15 protein-coding genes are annotated in these 15,496 nt (G+C 71.6%); 10 read left to right on the forward strand and 5 right to left on the reverse strand.

Features of this window, described 5'->3' with window-relative positions; translation table 11 throughout:
• The first annotated feature begins 155 nt into the window (after nt 1–155).
• The 7 genes from ABEA93_RS36585 to ABEA93_RS36615 all read left to right on the forward strand — a co-directional run bounded on the left by ABEA93_RS36585 (nt 156) and on the right by ABEA93_RS36615 (nt 6,857).
• Nucleotides 156–1,385 (forward strand): type III polyketide synthase, encoded by a 1,230-nt coding sequence (locus tag ABEA93_RS36585; protein WP_345680263.1) that lies wholly within the window; start codon nt 156–158, stop codon nt 1,383–1,385.
• A 48-nt stretch (nt 1,386–1,433) separates the two neighbouring features.
• Entirely contained in the window at nt 1,434–1,952 is a 519-nt protein-coding gene (locus ABEA93_RS36590) for an isoprenylcysteine carboxyl methyltransferase family protein (RefSeq protein ID WP_345680264.1), read from the forward strand.
• A gap of 8 nt (nt 1,953–1,960) precedes the next feature.
• Nucleotides 1,961–3,058 carry an NAD(P)/FAD-dependent oxidoreductase gene (locus ABEA93_RS36595; RefSeq protein WP_345680265.1) on the forward strand — a complete coding sequence of 366 codons (1,098 nt, stop codon included), beginning with the start codon at nt 1,961–1,963 and terminating at the stop codon, nt 3,056–3,058.
• A 128-nt stretch (nt 3,059–3,186) separates the two neighbouring features.
• Nucleotides 3,187–3,645, forward strand: a complete 459-nt coding sequence (locus ABEA93_RS36600) for a hypothetical protein (RefSeq protein ID WP_345680266.1) — start codon at nt 3,187–3,189, stop codon at nt 3,643–3,645.
• 171 nt (nt 3,646–3,816) lie between these two features.
• Entirely contained in the window at nt 3,817–5,190 is a 1,374-nt protein-coding gene (locus tag ABEA93_RS36605; RefSeq protein WP_345680267.1) for a hypothetical protein, read from the forward strand.
• A gap of 178 nt (nt 5,191–5,368) precedes the next feature.
• A complete protein-coding gene (locus ABEA93_RS36610; protein WP_345680268.1) occupies nt 5,369–6,382 on the forward strand; it encodes an NADP-dependent oxidoreductase in 1,014 nt (337 codons plus the stop codon).
• A 91-nt stretch (nt 6,383–6,473) separates the two neighbouring features.
• Nucleotides 6,474–6,857 (forward strand): VOC family protein, encoded by a 384-nt coding sequence (locus ABEA93_RS36615; protein WP_345680269.1) that lies wholly within the window; start codon nt 6,474–6,476, stop codon nt 6,855–6,857.
• Nucleotides 6,858–6,929: 72 nt separating this feature from the next.
• On the opposite strand, the gene ABEA93_RS36620 is transcribed toward ABEA93_RS36615, so the two are convergent.
• The 3 genes from ABEA93_RS36620 to ABEA93_RS36630 form a co-directional block, all read right to left on the reverse strand.
• A complete protein-coding gene (locus tag ABEA93_RS36620; RefSeq protein WP_345680270.1) occupies nt 6,930–7,604 on the reverse strand; it encodes a TetR/AcrR family transcriptional regulator in 675 nt (224 codons plus the stop codon).
• A 134-nt stretch (nt 7,605–7,738) separates the two neighbouring features.
• Complete coding sequence (locus tag ABEA93_RS36625; RefSeq protein WP_345680318.1) at nt 7,739–8,557, reverse strand: SDR family NAD(P)-dependent oxidoreductase; 819 nt, start codon at nt 8,555–8,557, stop codon at nt 7,739–7,741.
• 280 nt (nt 8,558–8,837) lie between these two features.
• A complete protein-coding gene (locus ABEA93_RS36630; RefSeq protein ID WP_345680271.1) occupies nt 8,838–10,052 on the reverse strand; it encodes an MFS transporter in 1,215 nt (404 codons plus the stop codon).
• A 137-nt stretch (nt 10,053–10,189) separates the two neighbouring features.
• Between ABEA93_RS36630 and ABEA93_RS36635 the strand changes: the two genes are divergently transcribed.
• From ABEA93_RS36635 to ABEA93_RS36645, 3 genes are all read left to right on the forward strand, one after another.
• Nucleotides 10,190–11,152 (forward strand): LysR family transcriptional regulator, encoded by a 963-nt coding sequence (locus tag ABEA93_RS36635; protein ID WP_345680272.1) that lies wholly within the window; start codon nt 10,190–10,192, stop codon nt 11,150–11,152.
• A 110-nt stretch (nt 11,153–11,262) separates the two neighbouring features.
• On the forward strand, nt 11,263–12,258 hold the full coding sequence (locus ABEA93_RS36640; RefSeq protein ID WP_345680273.1) for an aldo/keto reductase: 996 nt from the start codon (nt 11,263–11,265) through the stop codon (nt 12,256–12,258).
• Nucleotides 12,259–12,673: 415 nt separating this feature from the next.
• Complete coding sequence (locus tag ABEA93_RS36645; RefSeq protein ID WP_345680274.1) at nt 12,674–14,224, forward strand: alkaline phosphatase D family protein; 1,551 nt, start codon at nt 12,674–12,676, stop codon at nt 14,222–14,224.
• A 216-nt stretch (nt 14,225–14,440) separates the two neighbouring features.
• Here ABEA93_RS36645 and ABEA93_RS36650 read toward each other — a convergent pair whose 3' ends face one another.
• Together ABEA93_RS36650 and ABEA93_RS36655 are read right to left on the reverse strand one after the other, a co-directional pair.
• On the reverse strand, nt 14,441–14,929 hold the full coding sequence (locus tag ABEA93_RS36650; protein WP_345680275.1) for a hypothetical protein: 489 nt from the start codon (nt 14,927–14,929) through the stop codon (nt 14,441–14,443).
• A gap of 302 nt (nt 14,930–15,231) precedes the next feature.
• The gene (locus ABEA93_RS36655) at nt 15,232–15,474 is read right to left on the reverse strand and encodes a DUF2795 domain-containing protein (protein ID WP_345680276.1); all 243 of its coding nucleotides are present in this window, start codon (nt 15,472–15,474) and stop codon (nt 15,232–15,234) included.
• Nucleotides 15,475–15,496 lie beyond the last annotated feature (22 nt).

A 15,496-nucleotide genomic window follows, 5' to 3' on the forward strand; every position in this document is an offset into this window, starting at 1 on the left:
GTGAGAATAACGGGGGATCATCGGATGCTACCGATACAGATAGTGACACGGAGACTGGCACTCTGGTACCACCCACCACCGCAACAACTGCCGCCTTCGATATCTCGCCGGATGCGCTCCAACTAACAGATTTCTCGAACCATCTCGGCAACTCGATGGTTACCGGTGGCCCCGAACCCGGCCCCGATCCCACCCCCCTCTCCCCCGCAATCCTTGCCATCCACACCGTCTTCCCGCAGCACCGCTATCCGCAGGACACGCTCACCGACCTCATCGCCGACATGTGTCTCCCGGCCGGTGCGGATCAGCGGGCCTTGCGGCGCCTGCACGCGTCGTCCACGGTCCAAGCGCGCCATCTCGCGCTGCCGATCGAGCAGTACGCCCGTCTCGACGACTTCGGTCGCTCGAACGACGCCTGGATCGGGGCCGCGGTCGAACTCGGCGAGGAAGCCGTGGCCGGTGCGCTCGCTCAGGCCGGACTGCGGCCCGACGACGTCGACTTGGTGGCGTGTGTCTCCGTCACCGGTCTGGCGGTCCCGTCCGTCGATGCCCGGCTGGCGTTGCGCATGGGCATGCGGCAGGACGTGAAGCGGCTGCCGCTGTTCGGGCTCGGGTGTGTCGCCGGTGCGGCGGGGCTGGCCCGGGTTCACGACTTCTTGCGCGGGCATCCCACCGGCGTCGCGGTCCTGCTCGCGGTCGAGCTGTGCTCGCTCACCCTGCAGCGCGGCGACGGCTCGGCAGCCAACCTGGTGGCCGGGGCCTTGTTCGGCGACGGCGCCGGTGCGGTGGTGGCGGTAGGTTCCGCCCACCCCAAGGCGCAGCCCAAGGCACAGCCCGAGGCCCAGCCGACGTCCGACCGACCCGGCAGCCGAACGTCGGCCGGAACAGCGGCCCCCGCAACAACCGCCACCACCCCCGCCGCGCCCCACAAACGGTCCCGAAGAGCCCATGGCCCCCGCATCATCGCCACCCGCAGCACCCTCTACCCCGAAACCGAGCACGTCCTGGGCTGGGAGGTGGGCGCGTCCGGGTTCCGTGTGGTGCTGACCGCCGACGTGCCCGATCTCGTACGTGCGCATCTGCGCCACGAGGTGTGCGCCTTCCTCGGCGAACACGGCCTGGTGCTCGGCGACATCGCCACGTGGGTGTGCCACCCGGGCGGTCCGAAGGTGGTCGAGGCTGTCGGGGAGTCGCTCGGGCTGGCGGAGAGTGCCTTGGCGCCGACGTGGCGGTCGTTGGCGGCGGTCGGGAATCTGTCGTCGGCGTCGGTGCTGCACATTCTGCAGTCGGTCGAGGAGTCCGCCCGCCCGGCACCCGGCTCGTGGGGGATCATGCTCGCCCTCGGCCCCGGATTCTGCTCCGAACTGGTGCTTCTGCGCTGGTAGTCGAGCACACACAAGACTCCCCACTTCCCACTCGCGAGAGCCAACGAAATGCTCTGGTACACAGCCTTCATCGCCCTCGTCGCCCTCGAACGGCTCGCCGAACTCCTCGTCGCGCGCCGCAATGCCGCCTGGACGTTCGCGCGCGGCGGGGTCGAGTACGGCCGCTCGCACTACCCGTGGATGGTGGCGCTGCACACCGGCCTACTGCTCGGATGCCTGTTCGAACCGCTCCTCTTCGAACGGCCGTTCGCCCCCGTCCTCGGCTGGTCGATGCTCGCGCTCGTCGTGGCCGCGCAGGCGCTGCGCTGGTGGTGCATCGGCACGCTCGGCCCGTACTGGAATACCCGCGTCATCGTCGTCCCCGGCAGCGATCTGGTGCGACGCGGACCGTACAAGCTGCTCGCGCACCCGAACTACGTGGCCGTGGCCGTCGAAGGCGCCGCGCTGCCGCTCGTGCACTCGGCCTGGCTGACCGCCGTCCTGTTCACGGCCGGAAACGCCGCGATGATGGCGGCGCGCGTCCCGACCGAGAACGCGGCCCTGCAACGGACGGCGCCCGCGGCATGAAACTCACCATGAATGCACGCAAGGCCGCCGACCGCACCCTGCGCAGCCTCCCCGGCCCGAGCAAGGCCGCCGCCCCCGACGTCGACCTCTTGGTCGTCGGCGGAGGCCCCACCGGTCTCGCGACCGCGTTGCATGCCGTCCGGCACGGGCTGACGGTCGCCGTGGCCGAGCCCCGCCCCTCCCCCGTCGACAAGGCGTGCGGCGAGGGCGTGATGCCTGGCGGCGTACGGGCGTTGCGCGCGCTGGGCGTCGAGCCGCCGGGGCAGGCGTTCGCCGGGATTCGGTACGTGCGCGATCGGCATCGAGCGGAGGCCGTGTTCCGCGCGGGCCCGGGGCTGGGCGTGCGGCGGACCGACCTGCAGGCCGCCCTTGCGAAAGCCGCGGAGAACGCCGGTGTCCCCCTGCTTCCGGTGAAGGTCACCGGCGTGACGCAGGACGCCCACGGGGTGACGGCCGCGGGCCCGGATCTGCGGGCGCGTTGGCTGGTGGCCGCGGACGGTTTGCGGTCGCCGATCCGGCGCGCGCTGGGGTTGGACGTTCCGGTGCCCGGTCCGGCGCGCTACGGTCTCCGGCGCCATTTCGAAGTGGCCGATGTCCCGGACTTCGTCGAGGTGCACTGGGGCTCGCGTGCCGAGGCGTACGTGACGCCGCTCGCGCCGGATCTGGTCTGCGTGGCGCTGTTGACCGCCGAACGGGCCCCGTACGCGACCCAGTTGGCGGGGTTCGCGGACCTTTCGGCGTGGTTGGCGGATGCCCGTCCGGTGTCGACGGTGCGCGGCGCGGGCCCGCTGCGCCGGTCGGCGCGCAGGCGGGTGTGCGGTCGCGTGCTGTTGGCGGGCGACGCGGCCGGCTATGTGGACGCCCTGACGGGCGAAGGTGTCGCGCTGGCCTTGGCGGGCGCGGAGGCGTTGGCGGGCTGTCTGGCGCGGGAGCGGCCGGACGAGTACGAGGCCGAGTGGCGTCGTCTGACGCGCAGCTACCGTCGCCTGACCACGGGGCTGCTCGCGGCGCGGCGCAGTGCGCTGCTTGCGCGGGGGATCGTCCCGGCGGCCGCGTGGTTCCCGGGTCTGTTCGCGGCGGCGGTGGACGGTGTGTCGCACGGGTGATTCCGGTTGCCGGGTGCGACACACCGTGTGAGCTTGGACGAATTCTTCAGTTTCGTCCGGAGATGTACCGTCTGTTGACGTGCTGTCCGTTGATGCTCTGTTCGGCATCGTGGGAGTGGGAGTAGTCCGTGCTGAAGCGCCCGGTGTGTGCGTCGTTGGTGGTGGTCGCGGTTCTGGCTGCGGGGGCCGCGTGTTCGGACTCGAGTTCGGAGTCGCCGGAGCAGAAGGCGTCGAAGTCGGCGAGTGCCGCGGCGAAGACGGTGTGCCAGGACCTCGACAAGCTCAAGCAGGACACCGATCATCTGCGGAACCTGGATCCGGCGACGACGAGCAAGAACGACCTCCAGGCGGCGGTCGACACGGTCAAGCAGGACCTGGACAACGTGTCGGCGTCGTCCGGCGAGCTGGGCAACGCCACCGGTGCCGCGGTGAAGGCCGCGTCCGAGAGCGTCAAGTCCGTGATCCAGGGGATCGACAGCAACTCGACCGTGCAGACGACCGTCAACCTGCTGAAGGTGCCGCTGCAGGGCCTGAGCGGGACGCTGTCGACGGCGAACTCGGCGCTGCGCTGCACGCCGTCGAGCTGACGGCTCCGGGACAACCGACGGCCCCGAACCGGTGACGGCCGGACGGCCCGCCGCGCCCCCGCGCAGCAGACGCGGCGGAAGCGGCGGAAGCGGCGGAAGCGGCGGAAGCGGCGCGGCGGCCCCGGCACCACACGCATCGGCGCCACACACATCCCGACGTAGCCTGGATTCGTGACGAAGTCGGCATTTCGCCCGTTCGTTCCGCCCGCGCGTTCGGTCTTCGTGCTTGTGCTGCTGCTGGCTCTGGCGATGCTGCCGTTGTCCGCGGGGCGGGCGCAGGCCGCGGCGGGGGTCAGCGAGATCGCCGCGTCGCTGCGCGCGGACCCGGTGTATGCGGATCCGGCCGCGTCCGACGTGCTGCCCGCAACAACGGCGAACGCCCTGCGTGCCACGATCCACGACTCCGGGAAACCGGTGTTCGTGGTCGCCGTGCCCGCGGATTCTCCGCTCGCTTCCTCCTCGCGCGCCGACGTCCTGAGCGCGCTGCGGCAGCAGGTGGGGCATCCGGGTGTGTACGCGGTCGCGGTCGGCCGGGTCTTCGACGCCGCATCGGACGCCTCCGTCCTCACACACGAGCGCCTGGCCACGCTGAAAAGCGACGCCCTGGCCGCGCACCAAGGCGACGGTCCGGGACTGTTCACCCAGTTCGTCGACGGCGCCGTGCACGACGCGAATGCGCACGGCGCGAGCGGCTCGGCGGGTTCCACCGGGACCGCGTCCTCCAACCGGCACGGTTCCGCCGTCGCCCTCGCCGTCTTCGGGCTGGTGGTCCTCGGCGGTGTCGGCGGCGCGCTGTGGCTGCGTCGGCGGGGGCGGCAGCGGCGGACCGAGCGCGAGCAGGCCGAGTTGGCGCAGGTACGGCCGACCGTGGACGAGGACATCACCGCGTACGGCGAACTCCTCGACCGCACCGCCTTCGACCCGGCCGCCGCGGACGCCGACGACGCGATGCGCGACGACTGGACGCAGGCCCTCGACGCCTACGACCGGGCCAAGACGGCGATGCGGAACGCCCGGCGCCCGGACGATGTCCGCGCGGTCGGCGAAGCCCTCGACGCGGGCCGGTTCGCGCTCGCCACCCTGGCCGCCCGGCGGGCGGGCGAACCGCTGCCGCAGCGCCGTCCCCCGTGCTTCTTCGATCCCCGGCACGGCGCGTCCGTCCGCGACACGGCGTGGACGCCGAGCGGCGGCACGCCGCGGACGGTGCCGGTCTGCGCCGCCGACGCGGCGCGGCTGGACGACGGCCTGGAGCCGGAAGGCCGCCAGGTCGAGACCCCGTCCGGGCGGCGCCCCTACTGGGAAGCGGGTCCGGCCTATGCGCCGTGGGCCATGGGCTGGTACGGCGGCGGCCTCCTTCCCGGCCTGCTGATCGGCACCATGCTGGGCTCCGCGACGGCACCCGCGGCATACGCGGGACCGGACGGCGGCGACACGTACGGCGGCTGGGGCGACGGAGGCGCCGGCGGCATGGGCGGCTTCGGCGGCTGGGGCGGCGACGGAGGCGGCGGCTGGGGCGGCGGAGACGGGGGTGGAGGCGGGTTCTGAGGACGCCGCAGGTTCCGCGCCACCCGACCGGCGGATCCGTGTCCCTCGTTCCCCGCATGCGCCGCCGCACGGCGGGTACACGTCGACGATTCGCCGTTACGGCGGTTCCCGGAACGATTCCCCCAGGCGGTCCCGTGGTGCGGATCCGTCGTATCGGGGAGAGGCGGAGCGCACGCGTATGTCCCTCACCAGCCGCGAATGGCATCTGATCGCGCGTCCCACCGGGGAACCGGCGGCGACGGACTTCGCGCTCGTGGTCGCGCAGGTGCCCGATCCGGAGCCGGGGCAGGTGCTGGTGCGGAACGACTGGATGTCCGTCGACCCGTACATGCGCGGACGGATGGACGACACCGAGTCGTACATTCCCCCGTTCCGGCTCGGCGAGCCGATGGACGGGGGCGCCGTCGGCACGGTGATCGCGTCCCGGGCCGAGTCGGTGCCGGAGGGAACGGTGGTCCGGCATTTCGCCGGATGGCGGGAGTATGCGGTGCTGCCGTCCGCGGACGCCCACCGCGTGGACACGGAACTCGCTCCGCCGCAGACCTACTTGGGGGTCCTCGGGTCGACGGGCCTGACCGCCTACGTGGGCCTGATGGAGATCGCCCGGATGAAGCCCGGCGACGTCGTGTTCGTCTCCGGCGCGGCCGGCGCGGTGGGCTCGGTCGCCGGGCAGATCGCCCGCCTGCTGGGCGCGGAACGCGTGGTCGGTTCGACGGGCGGCCCGGAGAAGGCGGCGCGCCTGGTCGAGAGCTACGGCTTCGACGCGGCGATCGACTACCGGCGCGGCGGCCTCCCGGCGCAGCTCGCGGAGGCGGCACCGCAGGGCATCGACGTCTACTTCGACAACGTCGGCGGCGACCACCTCCAGGCGGCCATCGGCGCGATGAACCGCTACGGCCGTATCGCCCTCTGCGGGGCGATCTCCCAGTACAACGCGCCCGAGCCCACCCCGGGCCCGGACAACCTCGCCCTGGCCATCGGCAAGCGCCTCACCCTCCGCGGCATGATCATCGGCGATCACTTGGACATGGGCCCGTTGTACGTGCGCCAGGCCGCGGGCTGGCTCCGCAACGGTTCCCTGCGGGCCGACGAAACCGTCGTCGACGGCATCGGCAACGCGGTGGACGCGTTCCAGTCCCTGATGCGGGGCGGCAACATGGGCAAGATGCTGGTGCACTTGACCGGCCGCTGAGCACCGGAGCCCCGGGCCGGGAGGGGCTGGGCGCCGAACGCCGGGAGCCGAACGCCTGAGCCGAACATCGGCGTGCGGCAAACTGGCCCGCATGGCATGCCGTATCACCGAGCTGGTCATCGATGCCGCCGACGCCGAACGCCTCGCGCGGTTCTGGTGCGACGTCCTCGACTACGTCGAACTCGACCGCGAAGCCGACGGGAGCATCGAAATCGGCCCAGCCGACGCCGGCTTCGGCGGCCCCCAACCCACCATCGTCCTCAGCCCGACGGCCGATCCACGCCCGGCCAAACTCCGCCTGCACTTCGACGTCAACGCCACCGACCGCGACCAGGACGCCGAACTCCGACGCCTTCTCGCCCTGGGCGCAACCCCGGTCGACGTCGGCCAAACCGGCAACGAGTCGTGGCACGTCCTCGCCGACCCGGAAGGCAACGAATTCTGCCTCCTCCACCGCCGCGTCCCCCCGGTGTGACCTCCACAGTCCGCCGACCGCCGGCCGACTCCGCCGTGTGAGGCGGGGCTGTGCGAGGCCGGCGCGTCGTCCTCAGCCGAGGCTCAGCAGCCCGGTGGCGGCGACGTGCAGAGTGCGGCCGAGCCGGTCGGCGAAGTCAACCTTGGTGTGGGCGAGTTCGGGGTCCTGCTGGGCCTCGGCGACGGCGGGCGAGGGGTTGGCGAAGGGCCAGAGTCCGGCGGTGCACACGACGGTCAGGGACACCAGCTCGCGGGCGGCGGACGGGGACAGCCCGGTGATACGCAGCCGCAGCAGATCGGCCAGCGCGGCCAAGAGTCGAATGTGGGCGATCTTGAACTCGCGTGCGGACTCGGCCGAAAGGTTCCGTTCCAGTTCGGATCCGAGCGAGCTGAGCAGGTCGCAGAGCAGGGTCCGGCGGGCCAGGGACCGGGCGAGGGCGGCGGTCACCGCCTCGGGCGAGGCCCCGCCGACTGTTTCGGCGGAGGGCAGGTCGGCGGGCAGTTCCTCGATCCACCGTTCCAGGGACCGGTTGAGCAGTTCGAAGAAGACCGCTTCCCGGGTCTCGAAGTACCGTACGACGTTGGTCTTCGAGAGTCCGACCCGTCGGCTGAGCTCCCGCAGGCTGATGTCGCCGACCGGCATCTCCGCGAGGAGTTGTGTCGCGGCATCGAGGATGGCCTCCTTGCGGATCTCCCGCTGCTCGGGGCTGCGCGCGCGCCGGAAGTCCGCCGACCCGTCGTCTGTCATCGTCGCTTCCCCCAGGGGATCTCCTCGCCGCCCGCGGCCGGGTGCCGGCTCCGGCAACCCTACGACCTGCCGGTGCCGCCGTTCGGGACGGCACCGGCAGGTCGCGGACCCGGGCCGGGGTCCGGCCTGGGCGGTCACACGGACTCGCTCACTTCACGCCACTTGGCGTCGGACGCGGCGAGTGTCTCGGCCACGTACCGGCCGACCCGGACGGCGTCCTTGCCGAGCAGCAGGCGCAGCGGCGGTTCCTCGGCCTCGGTGATGTCCAGCAGGATCCGCGCGATGCGCGCGGGGTCGCCGGTCTGGTTCCCGTCGGCTGCGCGCTGGCGGGCGATGGCGGGTTCGACGACCTGCTTGTAGGGCTCGCTGACCGGCGGGGTCGCCATGGACGAGCCGGCCCAGTCGGTGCGCATGGCGCCCGGTTCGGCCACGGTGACCTTGATGCCGAGGTGCGCCACTTCCTTGGCCAGGACCTCGGAGAAGCCCCCGACCGCCCATTTCGCCGTCTGGTAGGCGCCGAGGCCGGGGCCGCCGACGCGGCCCCCGACCGAGGAGATCTGGATGATGTGCCCCGCACCCTGGCCGCGCAGGACGGGCAGGGCGGCCCGGGTGACGTTGACGACGCCGTAGAGGTTGGCGTCGATCTGGTCGCGGAAGGCCTGCTCGGACATGTCCTCGATCGGGGCCATGTCGGCGTAACCGGCGTTGTTGACGACCACGTCCAGGCGGCCGAACGCCTCCACCGCCGAGTGGACCGCCGACCGTGCGGCGGCGGCGTCGGTCACGTCCAGGGTGACCAGGCGGACCTGGTCGCCGTATCGGTCGGCGAGGTCCTTCAGGGGTTCGGTGTGCCGCGCGGTGGCGACCAGGTTGTGGCCGTCCGCCAGGACGGCCTCGGCGATGGCGCGGCCCAGTCCGCGGGAACTTCCGGTGATCAGCCAGGTCTTGGTCATGAGGATGCCTCTGTTCCTGTCGAGCGTGGGATGACGGGGTGACGGGGTGAAGGGTTCACGAGTGGACGAGGGGCCGGCGCCGAGCCGGACCGAGGCGGCGTCCGAGGTCTCGAACAGTTCCTGCACCGTCATTGGCGTTCACCACGGGACCACCTCATTTCACTCGGCCCGGACCGGCCCCTTCCATAAGAGGCCATTGGAACCTTACGCACTCCACCATAAGAGACCACTGGCCTCTTGTCGAGTCGGAGGCGGGTTACGGCGGTCGGCGGGCGGGGAGTCACGCCGTCGGTGATGTGCGGCGGCGGCCCGTGGTGGCACGGATGGCGACGGCGAGGGCGACCAGGGCGATGCCGAACCAGACGACGCTGGTGACGCCCGCGTGGTCGGCGAACAGTCCGCCGACAAGTGCGCCGAGGGCGATGCAGGTGTTGTAGGCCATGGTGTTGAGGGACATGGCCGCTTCGAACGTGTCGGGTGCGGCGGCGAGGGTCGTGTTGATCTGGCTGAGTTGGACGACGCCGAAGGCGATGCCCCACAGGGCCATCGCGGCGATCACGGCGGCGGTGTGGGTCCCGAGGGCGAGCAGCACGGCCAGGGCGGCGACGAGCAGGAGGCCGCCCGCGACGAAGCTGCCGCGCAGGCTCTTGGCGACGGTCCGGCCGCCGATGAAGTTGCCGATGGTGCCGCCGATGCCGAACACGATGAGCGCCGCGGTGACGAAGCCGACGCCTGCCGAGGTGCGGTCCTCGAGGTAGGGGCGGATGAAGGTGTAGGCGCCGAAGTGGCCGAGGACGAACAACACGACCATCACGAGGACGGTGCGCAGCGGCGCGTTCGTGACCGGCAGTCCGAAGACCTCGCGGACCGAGACCGCGTTCGTGGACGGCAGCGACGGGATGGTGCGGGCGACGGCGACGCAGACCAGGGCGCTGAGGCCGGCCCAGATGAGGAAGGTGGTCCGCCAGTTGCCGATCCCTTCGAGCAGGGTGCCCAGGGGTATGCCGACGACGGTGGCGATCGAGATGCCGGACATCACCACCGCGGCGGCCCGGTTGGCGTGGTGTTCGGGGACGATGCGGATGGCCATGCTGACGCCGATGGCCCAGAACACTCCGCTGGCGAACCCCATCAGCAGGCGGGTGCCGAGGATCAGCGGGTAGTTCGGGGCCAGCGAGGTGACGAGGTTCCCGGCGGCCAGTACGGCCAGGAGGGTGGTCAGCAGCCGGCGCCGGTTGACGTGCCGTGTCCAGGCGACGATGAACGGCACGCCGAGACCTGCCGCGACGCCCTGCGCGGTGACCATGAGACCCGCGACGCCGACCGACACGTCGAGGCTCTCGCTGAGCGGGGTGAGCAGGCCGATCGGCATCAGCTCGGTGGTGAGGAAGACGAACAGGCTGGCCGTGATGGCGGCCACGCCGAGCCATCCGCGGGCCGGGGATACCGGCCGCGGTGCGGTGGCTGACGGGTGTTCTTCGTGCTGAAGGGTCATGTCGTCTCTCGGAATTCGGGGACTCGAGATGGGAAAGGGAGACCGGTCGCCCCACCTGCGACCAGTCTGAGTTCCGGCCGATTGATGAGTCCAAGACATGCTTGTCACGTGATCGATCGCGTATCACGATGGATCGCATGGAGCTTCAGCAGATGCGCTACGTCGTCGCCGTCGCCGAGACGAACAGCTTCACGAGGGCGGCGCAGCGCTGCCACGTGGTGCAGTCCGCACTCAGTCACCAGATCGCGCGTCTGGAGAAGGAACTCGGCGCGCGGCTGTTCGAGCGGACCAGCCGCCGGGTGCGGCTGACGGCCGCGGGCGAGGCTTTCCTGTCCGAGGCCCGCCAGTGCCTGAACGCGGCGGAGCGTGCCGCGGCCGGAGTGGCCGCGGCGGTCGGGGAGGTGCGTGGGCGGCTCGGCGTCGGGCTGATCCCGACCGTGACCGCGGTGGATGTCCCGGCGGTGCTCGGGGAGTTCCACCGGCGTCATCCGCACGCCCGGGTCGGCCTCAGTGTGGGGGCGAGCGACGAGCTGGCGGAGCAGGTCAGGCAGGGTGAGATCGACGTCGCGTTCCTCGGTATCCCGGCGACGGCGCGTCCGCGGGGTGTGGCGGCCCGGGAGTTGGCCCGGGAGCGGCTCGTCGCGGTCGTCGCGGCGGGGCATCCGCTCGCCGGGGAGACGTCGGTCGACCTGCGGCGGTTGTCCGGGGAGGTGTTCGTCGACCTCCCGGCGAAGACGGCCGGGCGCGCCCAGTCCGATCTGGCGTTCGCCGCCGCCGGTCTCTTGCGGGACGTGGCCTTCGAGGTGACCAACGCGGACTATCTGACTCGTCTCGTCGCCGCGGGCCTGGGCGTGGCGCTGCTCCCGCCTTCGTACGTGGCCGGGTTGGCGGGGACGGTCGGGTCGGACGGGATGGTCGCGATCCCGGTCACGGACGCGCCGACCCGTGCCGAGTTCGTCGTGTGGGGCAGGGAGACACCGCAGCCGGTCGCCGCGGCGTTCCTCGAGCTGCTGGGCATCGACCCCGCGGATCGGAGCGGCACCGACGGTGCCGCCGGAATCGGAGCCGATGGTGTCGGTGCGGACAGGGCGGCGCCGTAGTCGGCGACGTTGAGGGCGGCACCCGTCCGCAACGGCGGCGATGCTCCATGCGGGCGCACCGCCGGGCGCGGTCCTTGCTCCGGGCGGGAGTGCGGGCGTTGGGTTGAGGCATGGAGTACACGCAGTTGGGGCGCAGTGGGGTTCGGGTCAGCCGGTTGGTGCTCGGGACGATGAATTTCGGGGTGGGGACGTCGCGGGACGAGGCGTTCGGGTTGATGTCGGCGGCAGTGGACGCGGGGATCAACTTCTTCGACACGGCGAACGTGTACGGCGGTACGGACCACAAAGGCGTCACCGAGGAGATCGTCGGCGAGTGGTTCGCGCGGGGCGGGCAGCGCGACAAGGTGGTGCTGGCGACCAAGGTGTACGGGAACATGACGCTCGGCGGCGGGCCTTCGTGGCCGAATCACGACCGGCTGTCGGCGGTGAGCATCCGGCGGGCGGTGGAGGGCAGTCTGGCGCGGCTGCGGACCGACCACATCGACCTGTACCAGTTCCATCACATCGATCGGACGACGCCGTTCGAAGAGGTCTGGCAGGCCGTGGACGTGCTGATCACGCAAGGGAAGGTTCTGTATGCGGGGTCGTCGAACTTTCCCGGGTACAAGATCGCCCAGGCGAATGAACTCGCGGCGCGGACCGGGCGTTTCGGGTTGGTGAGCGAGCAGTGCCTGTACAACTTGGCGGAGCGGCGCGCGGAGATGGAGGTGCTGCCGGCGGCACGGGAGTACGGGGTGGGGGTGATCCCGTGGTCGCCGTTGCGGGGCGGACTGCTGAGCGGGGCGTTGCGGAAGGCGCGCGAGGGGGCCGGGTCGCGGTCGTCGAGTGGGCGGTCGGCGGAGGCGTTGGCCGATCCGGAGGTTCGGACGCGGATCGAGGCGTACGAGGATCTGGTGGCGGCGTTCGGGTGGGATCCGGCGGAGGTGGCGTTGGCGTGGCTGCTGACGCGGCCGGGGGTGACGGCGCCGATTGTGGGGCCGCGGACGGCGGAGCACTTGCCGTCGGCGGTACGGGCGGTGGAGTTGGCGTTGCCGGAGGAACTGCTGGCGGGGCTGGAGGAGTTGTTCCCGGCGGTGGGGCCTTCGCCGGAGGCGTTTGCGTGGTGAGGTGGCTCGGCCCGGATCGGCCTGAGTCTGCGCGTGTCGGCCTGAGTCGGCCCGAATCGGCCCGAATCGGCCCGAGTCGGCTTGGGCCTGCCCGGCGACAGCGACAGCATCAACGGCAACGGCAACGGCAACGGCGCATTTTGCCTGGTCCACGCCGACTCTCGAACACACTTCCGGGGCGCGGGGACTCGGGCGAGGGACGGGGTGTGACTTTTCGCCGCGCCAGTCGTTGGGCGGAACAAAGCGGAGCCACACCGGCCGGGAGCACGTATCCGTCCCCACGTCCGGGCGCGAGACCCGTGGCCGTTCCGAGGTGGCCTCGGTGTCCGGCTCTCCCCCGTGCGGCACGGAGTCTTGATCCCGGCGCCAACCCGTGTTCGCCGACGCGTCGTCCGGAGTGACTACACACGTGGGCATGGACAGACGAGCATTCCTGCGTACCGGAACGTTGGCCGGGGCTGCGGCTGTGCCGCTGGTGGGCAGCGGGGTGGCGTTCGCGTCACCCGGCGCCGGGGGCACGCCCGCGTTGGTGCGGGGCGACCGGCCGATGCTGAGCCACGGCGTGCAGAGCGGCGACGCCACCACGGACTCCGCGGTGGTGTGGGCGCGTGCGGACCGGCCGGGGCGGTTGACCGTCGCGTACGGCACGCGCCCGGACCTGCGCGACGCGCGCCGGGTGCGCGGCCCGTGGGTCACCCCGGACACCGACCTGACCGGCAAGGTGCGGCTGCGCGACCTGAAGCCGGGCCGCCGCGTCTACTACTCGGTCGCGGTCGAGGACGACCGCGGCAATACCGGCGCGGCTGTCACCGGCAGCCTCACGACGGCGCCGCACCCGCACCAGAAGGCCGACGTGAAGTTCGTGTGGACGGGCGACATCGTCGGCCAGGGTTGGGGCATCAACCCGGACCTCGGCGGCATGCGGATCTTCGAGCGGATGCGCGCCCTCGACCCGGACTTCTACCTGTGCAGCGGCGACACCGTGTACTCCGACGGGCCACTCGCCGAATCGGTCACCCTGCCGGACGGCCGCGTGTGGCGGAACCTGACCACGCCGGAGAAGTCGAAGGTCGCCGAGACGCTGGCCGAGTACCGCGGCCAGTTCGCCTACAACCTCCTCGACGCGAACTACCGGGCGCTGGCCGCGCAGGTCCCGCAGATCAACCAGTGGGACGACCACGAGGTCCGCAACAACTGGTACCCGGGCCAGATCCTCGACGACGCCCGCTACACCGAGAAGCGCGTCGACGTCCTCGCCGCCCGCGCCCGCCAGGCGTTCCAGGAGTGGGTGCCGATCGGCGACGACCGGATCTACCGCAAGCTGTCGTACGGCCGCCACCTCGACGTGTTCGTCCTCGACATGCGCACCTACAAGGACCCCAACGACGGCAACCGCTACGCCGACCCGAAGCGCGGCATGCTCGGCGACCGGCAGCGCCGCTGGCTGATCGACGGCCTGAGCCAGAGCCGCGCCACGTGGAAGGTCGTCGCGAACGACCTGCCGCTCGGCCTGGTCGTGCCGGACGGCGCCACCGCCCAGGAAGGCGTCGCGCAAGGCGACAACGGCGCCCCGCTCGGCCGCGAGCTGGAGTTCGCCGAGGTGCTGCGTACCACGCACCGCCGCGGCGTGACCGGGATCGTGTTCGCGACCGCCGACGTCCACTACACGGCGGCGCACCACTACGACCCGGCGCGCGCCGCCGTCGGCGACTTCACCCCGTTCTGGGAGTTCGTGTCGGGCCCGGCGAACGCCGGCGCGTTCGGCCCCAACACGCTCGACGGCACGTTCGGCCCGAAGGCGGAGTTCGTGCACGCCCCGCCGCGCGCGAACGCCTCCCCGATGGAGGGCTTCCAGCACTTCGGCGAGATGCAGGTCGACGGCCACTCGGGCGACCTCACCGTCCGGCTCCGCGACGCCGAATCCTCGGTCCTGTGGAGCAAGACGCTGCAGGCCCCCAAGGGCTGACGGGCACCGGCCCAAGGCCGCGGCTCACGTCCCGGCGACCCGTCCGGCGGCCGAACACGCCGCCGGACGGGACCGCGGAACACGGGACCGACCGGGCCGGAAACGAGCGCACACAACCAGCAGCAAACAAAGCCCCCACCCCACAACCCGCTTGAGCAACCCGCTTGAACAACCCGCTCAAGCGAACCGCTCAAGCGAACCGCTCAAGCAACCCTCTCAAGCCCTCCCCGCCCTTCCTCCCTCTCCCTCCCCCTCTCCCCCGATCAACCGCTCCAACGGCATCTCCCCGCTCAGCGTCTCCCGCACCGTCAGGTACTCCGCAACCGCCCCGTCCGCCCAGTCGGCTTCGCGCAGCGCCGGCATCAGGTCCCGCCGTTCGTGCAGGAGCAGCCCGTCGGCGGCCCCGATCGCTTCGTGGACGTTCTCCACGAACGCGTATCCCCCGGGCCCGATCTCGACCGCCTGGCCGAGGAAGCCCAGCACGTGCGTGTTGATCCGCTCCGCCTCGTCCACGAGGGCCGCCCGCTCCGGGGCGTGGGTGCGGATCGCCGGGTAGAGGACCTGGTCCTTGGCGCGTGCCGTGGCGGCGAGTGTCCGGGCTGCGGTGGGCAGGAGTTCCGCGGCGGAGTCGGTGGTCGACCGCCAGCGCTGGATGAGGTCGCGCAGGGAGTCGTTGTCCTCGATGAGTCGCGCGTAGCCGTCCATCACGGTCCTTCCGGGCGCCCGGGTCGCTGCGGCCGGTCCCGTCGCGGTCCGGCCTGTTCCGGTCCTCCGCTGCCCTTTCCCGGCCCGCTTGATGCGCGCGACTCCGGCGGACGGAGTACCCCCACGGCCCGCACGGCACCCGGGGAACCGGGGAAAGCCACGGCGAAAGCCGGGAACGCCCGTAAAACCAGGCGAAAGAAGACCCGGCAAGCCTCGTAAAGGAAGGCCCGGAGGGCCCTACGAAGGAAAGCCCTACAGAGGAAAGCCCGGCAAAGGAAACCCCGCCGGACCCCGAACCACCGTCACGGATTCCCCTGAATCTGTGCATGCCTCCCGAAGACCGCCATGCACACCTGGTTCGGTCCCACGATCGGCATGTCCGGCAGGGCGGCGAGGAGGGCGACGAGTTGCTCGTCGGCGTTGCGCTGCCTTGCGTAGTCGGCGAGTTCGGACGGTCGGGCCGGGTAGGTGATGCCGGCCAAGGCGATGTGCAGGTCGGTGGGGTTCAGGCCTCGACCGCGAAGTGCGTGCACGGCGCTGTCCATGACGCCTCCCTCGGATGAGCGC

Origin of the sequence: Yinghuangia aomiensis (assembly GCF_039542225.1) — a bacterium.
GTDB classification, from domain to species: Bacteria; Actinomycetota; Actinomycetes; order Streptomycetales; family Streptomycetaceae; genus Yinghuangia; species Yinghuangia aomiensis.

Bases quoted from the DNA above. Each gene is read 5' to 3' on its own strand.
- ABEA93_RS36645 (WP_345680274.1), top strand. From the start codon at position 12,674: ATGGACAGACGAGCATTCCTGCGTACCGGAACGTTGGCCGGGGCTGCG.
- ABEA93_RS36635 (WP_345680272.1), top strand. From the start codon at position 10,190: ATGGAGCTTCAGCAGATGCGCTACGTCGTCGCCGTCGCCGAGACGAAC.
- ABEA93_RS36585 (WP_345680263.1), top strand. From the start codon at position 156: ATGGTTACCGGTGGCCCCGAACCCGGCCCCGATCCCACCCCCCTCTCC.
- ABEA93_RS36620 (WP_345680270.1), bottom strand. From the start codon at position 7,604: ATGACAGACGACGGGTCGGCGGACTTCCGGCGCGCGCGCAGCCCCGAG.
- ABEA93_RS36640 (WP_345680273.1), top strand. From the start codon at position 11,263: ATGGAGTACACGCAGTTGGGGCGCAGTGGGGTTCGGGTCAGCCGGTTG.
- ABEA93_RS36625 (WP_345680318.1), bottom strand. From the start codon at position 8,557: ATGACCAAGACCTGGCTGATCACCGGAAGTTCCCGCGGACTGGGCCGC.
- ABEA93_RS36610 (WP_345680268.1), top strand. From the start codon at position 5,369: ATGTCCCTCACCAGCCGCGAATGGCATCTGATCGCGCGTCCCACCGGG.
- ABEA93_RS36590 (WP_345680264.1), top strand. From the start codon at position 1,434: ATGCTCTGGTACACAGCCTTCATCGCCCTCGTCGCCCTCGAACGGCTC.
- ABEA93_RS36595 (WP_345680265.1), top strand. From the start codon at position 1,961: ATGAATGCACGCAAGGCCGCCGACCGCACCCTGCGCAGCCTCCCCGGC.
- ABEA93_RS36630 (WP_345680271.1), bottom strand. From the start codon at position 10,052: ATGACCCTTCAGCACGAAGAACACCCGTCAGCCACCGCACCGCGGCCG.
- ABEA93_RS36650 (WP_345680275.1), bottom strand. From the start codon at position 14,929: ATGGACGGCTACGCGCGACTCATCGAGGACAACGACTCCCTGCGCGAC.
- ABEA93_RS36655 (WP_345680276.1), bottom strand. From the start codon at position 15,474: ATGGACAGCGCCGTGCACGCACTTCGCGGTCGAGGCCTGAACCCCACC.
- ABEA93_RS36615 (WP_345680269.1), top strand. From the start codon at position 6,474: ATGGCATGCCGTATCACCGAGCTGGTCATCGATGCCGCCGACGCCGAA.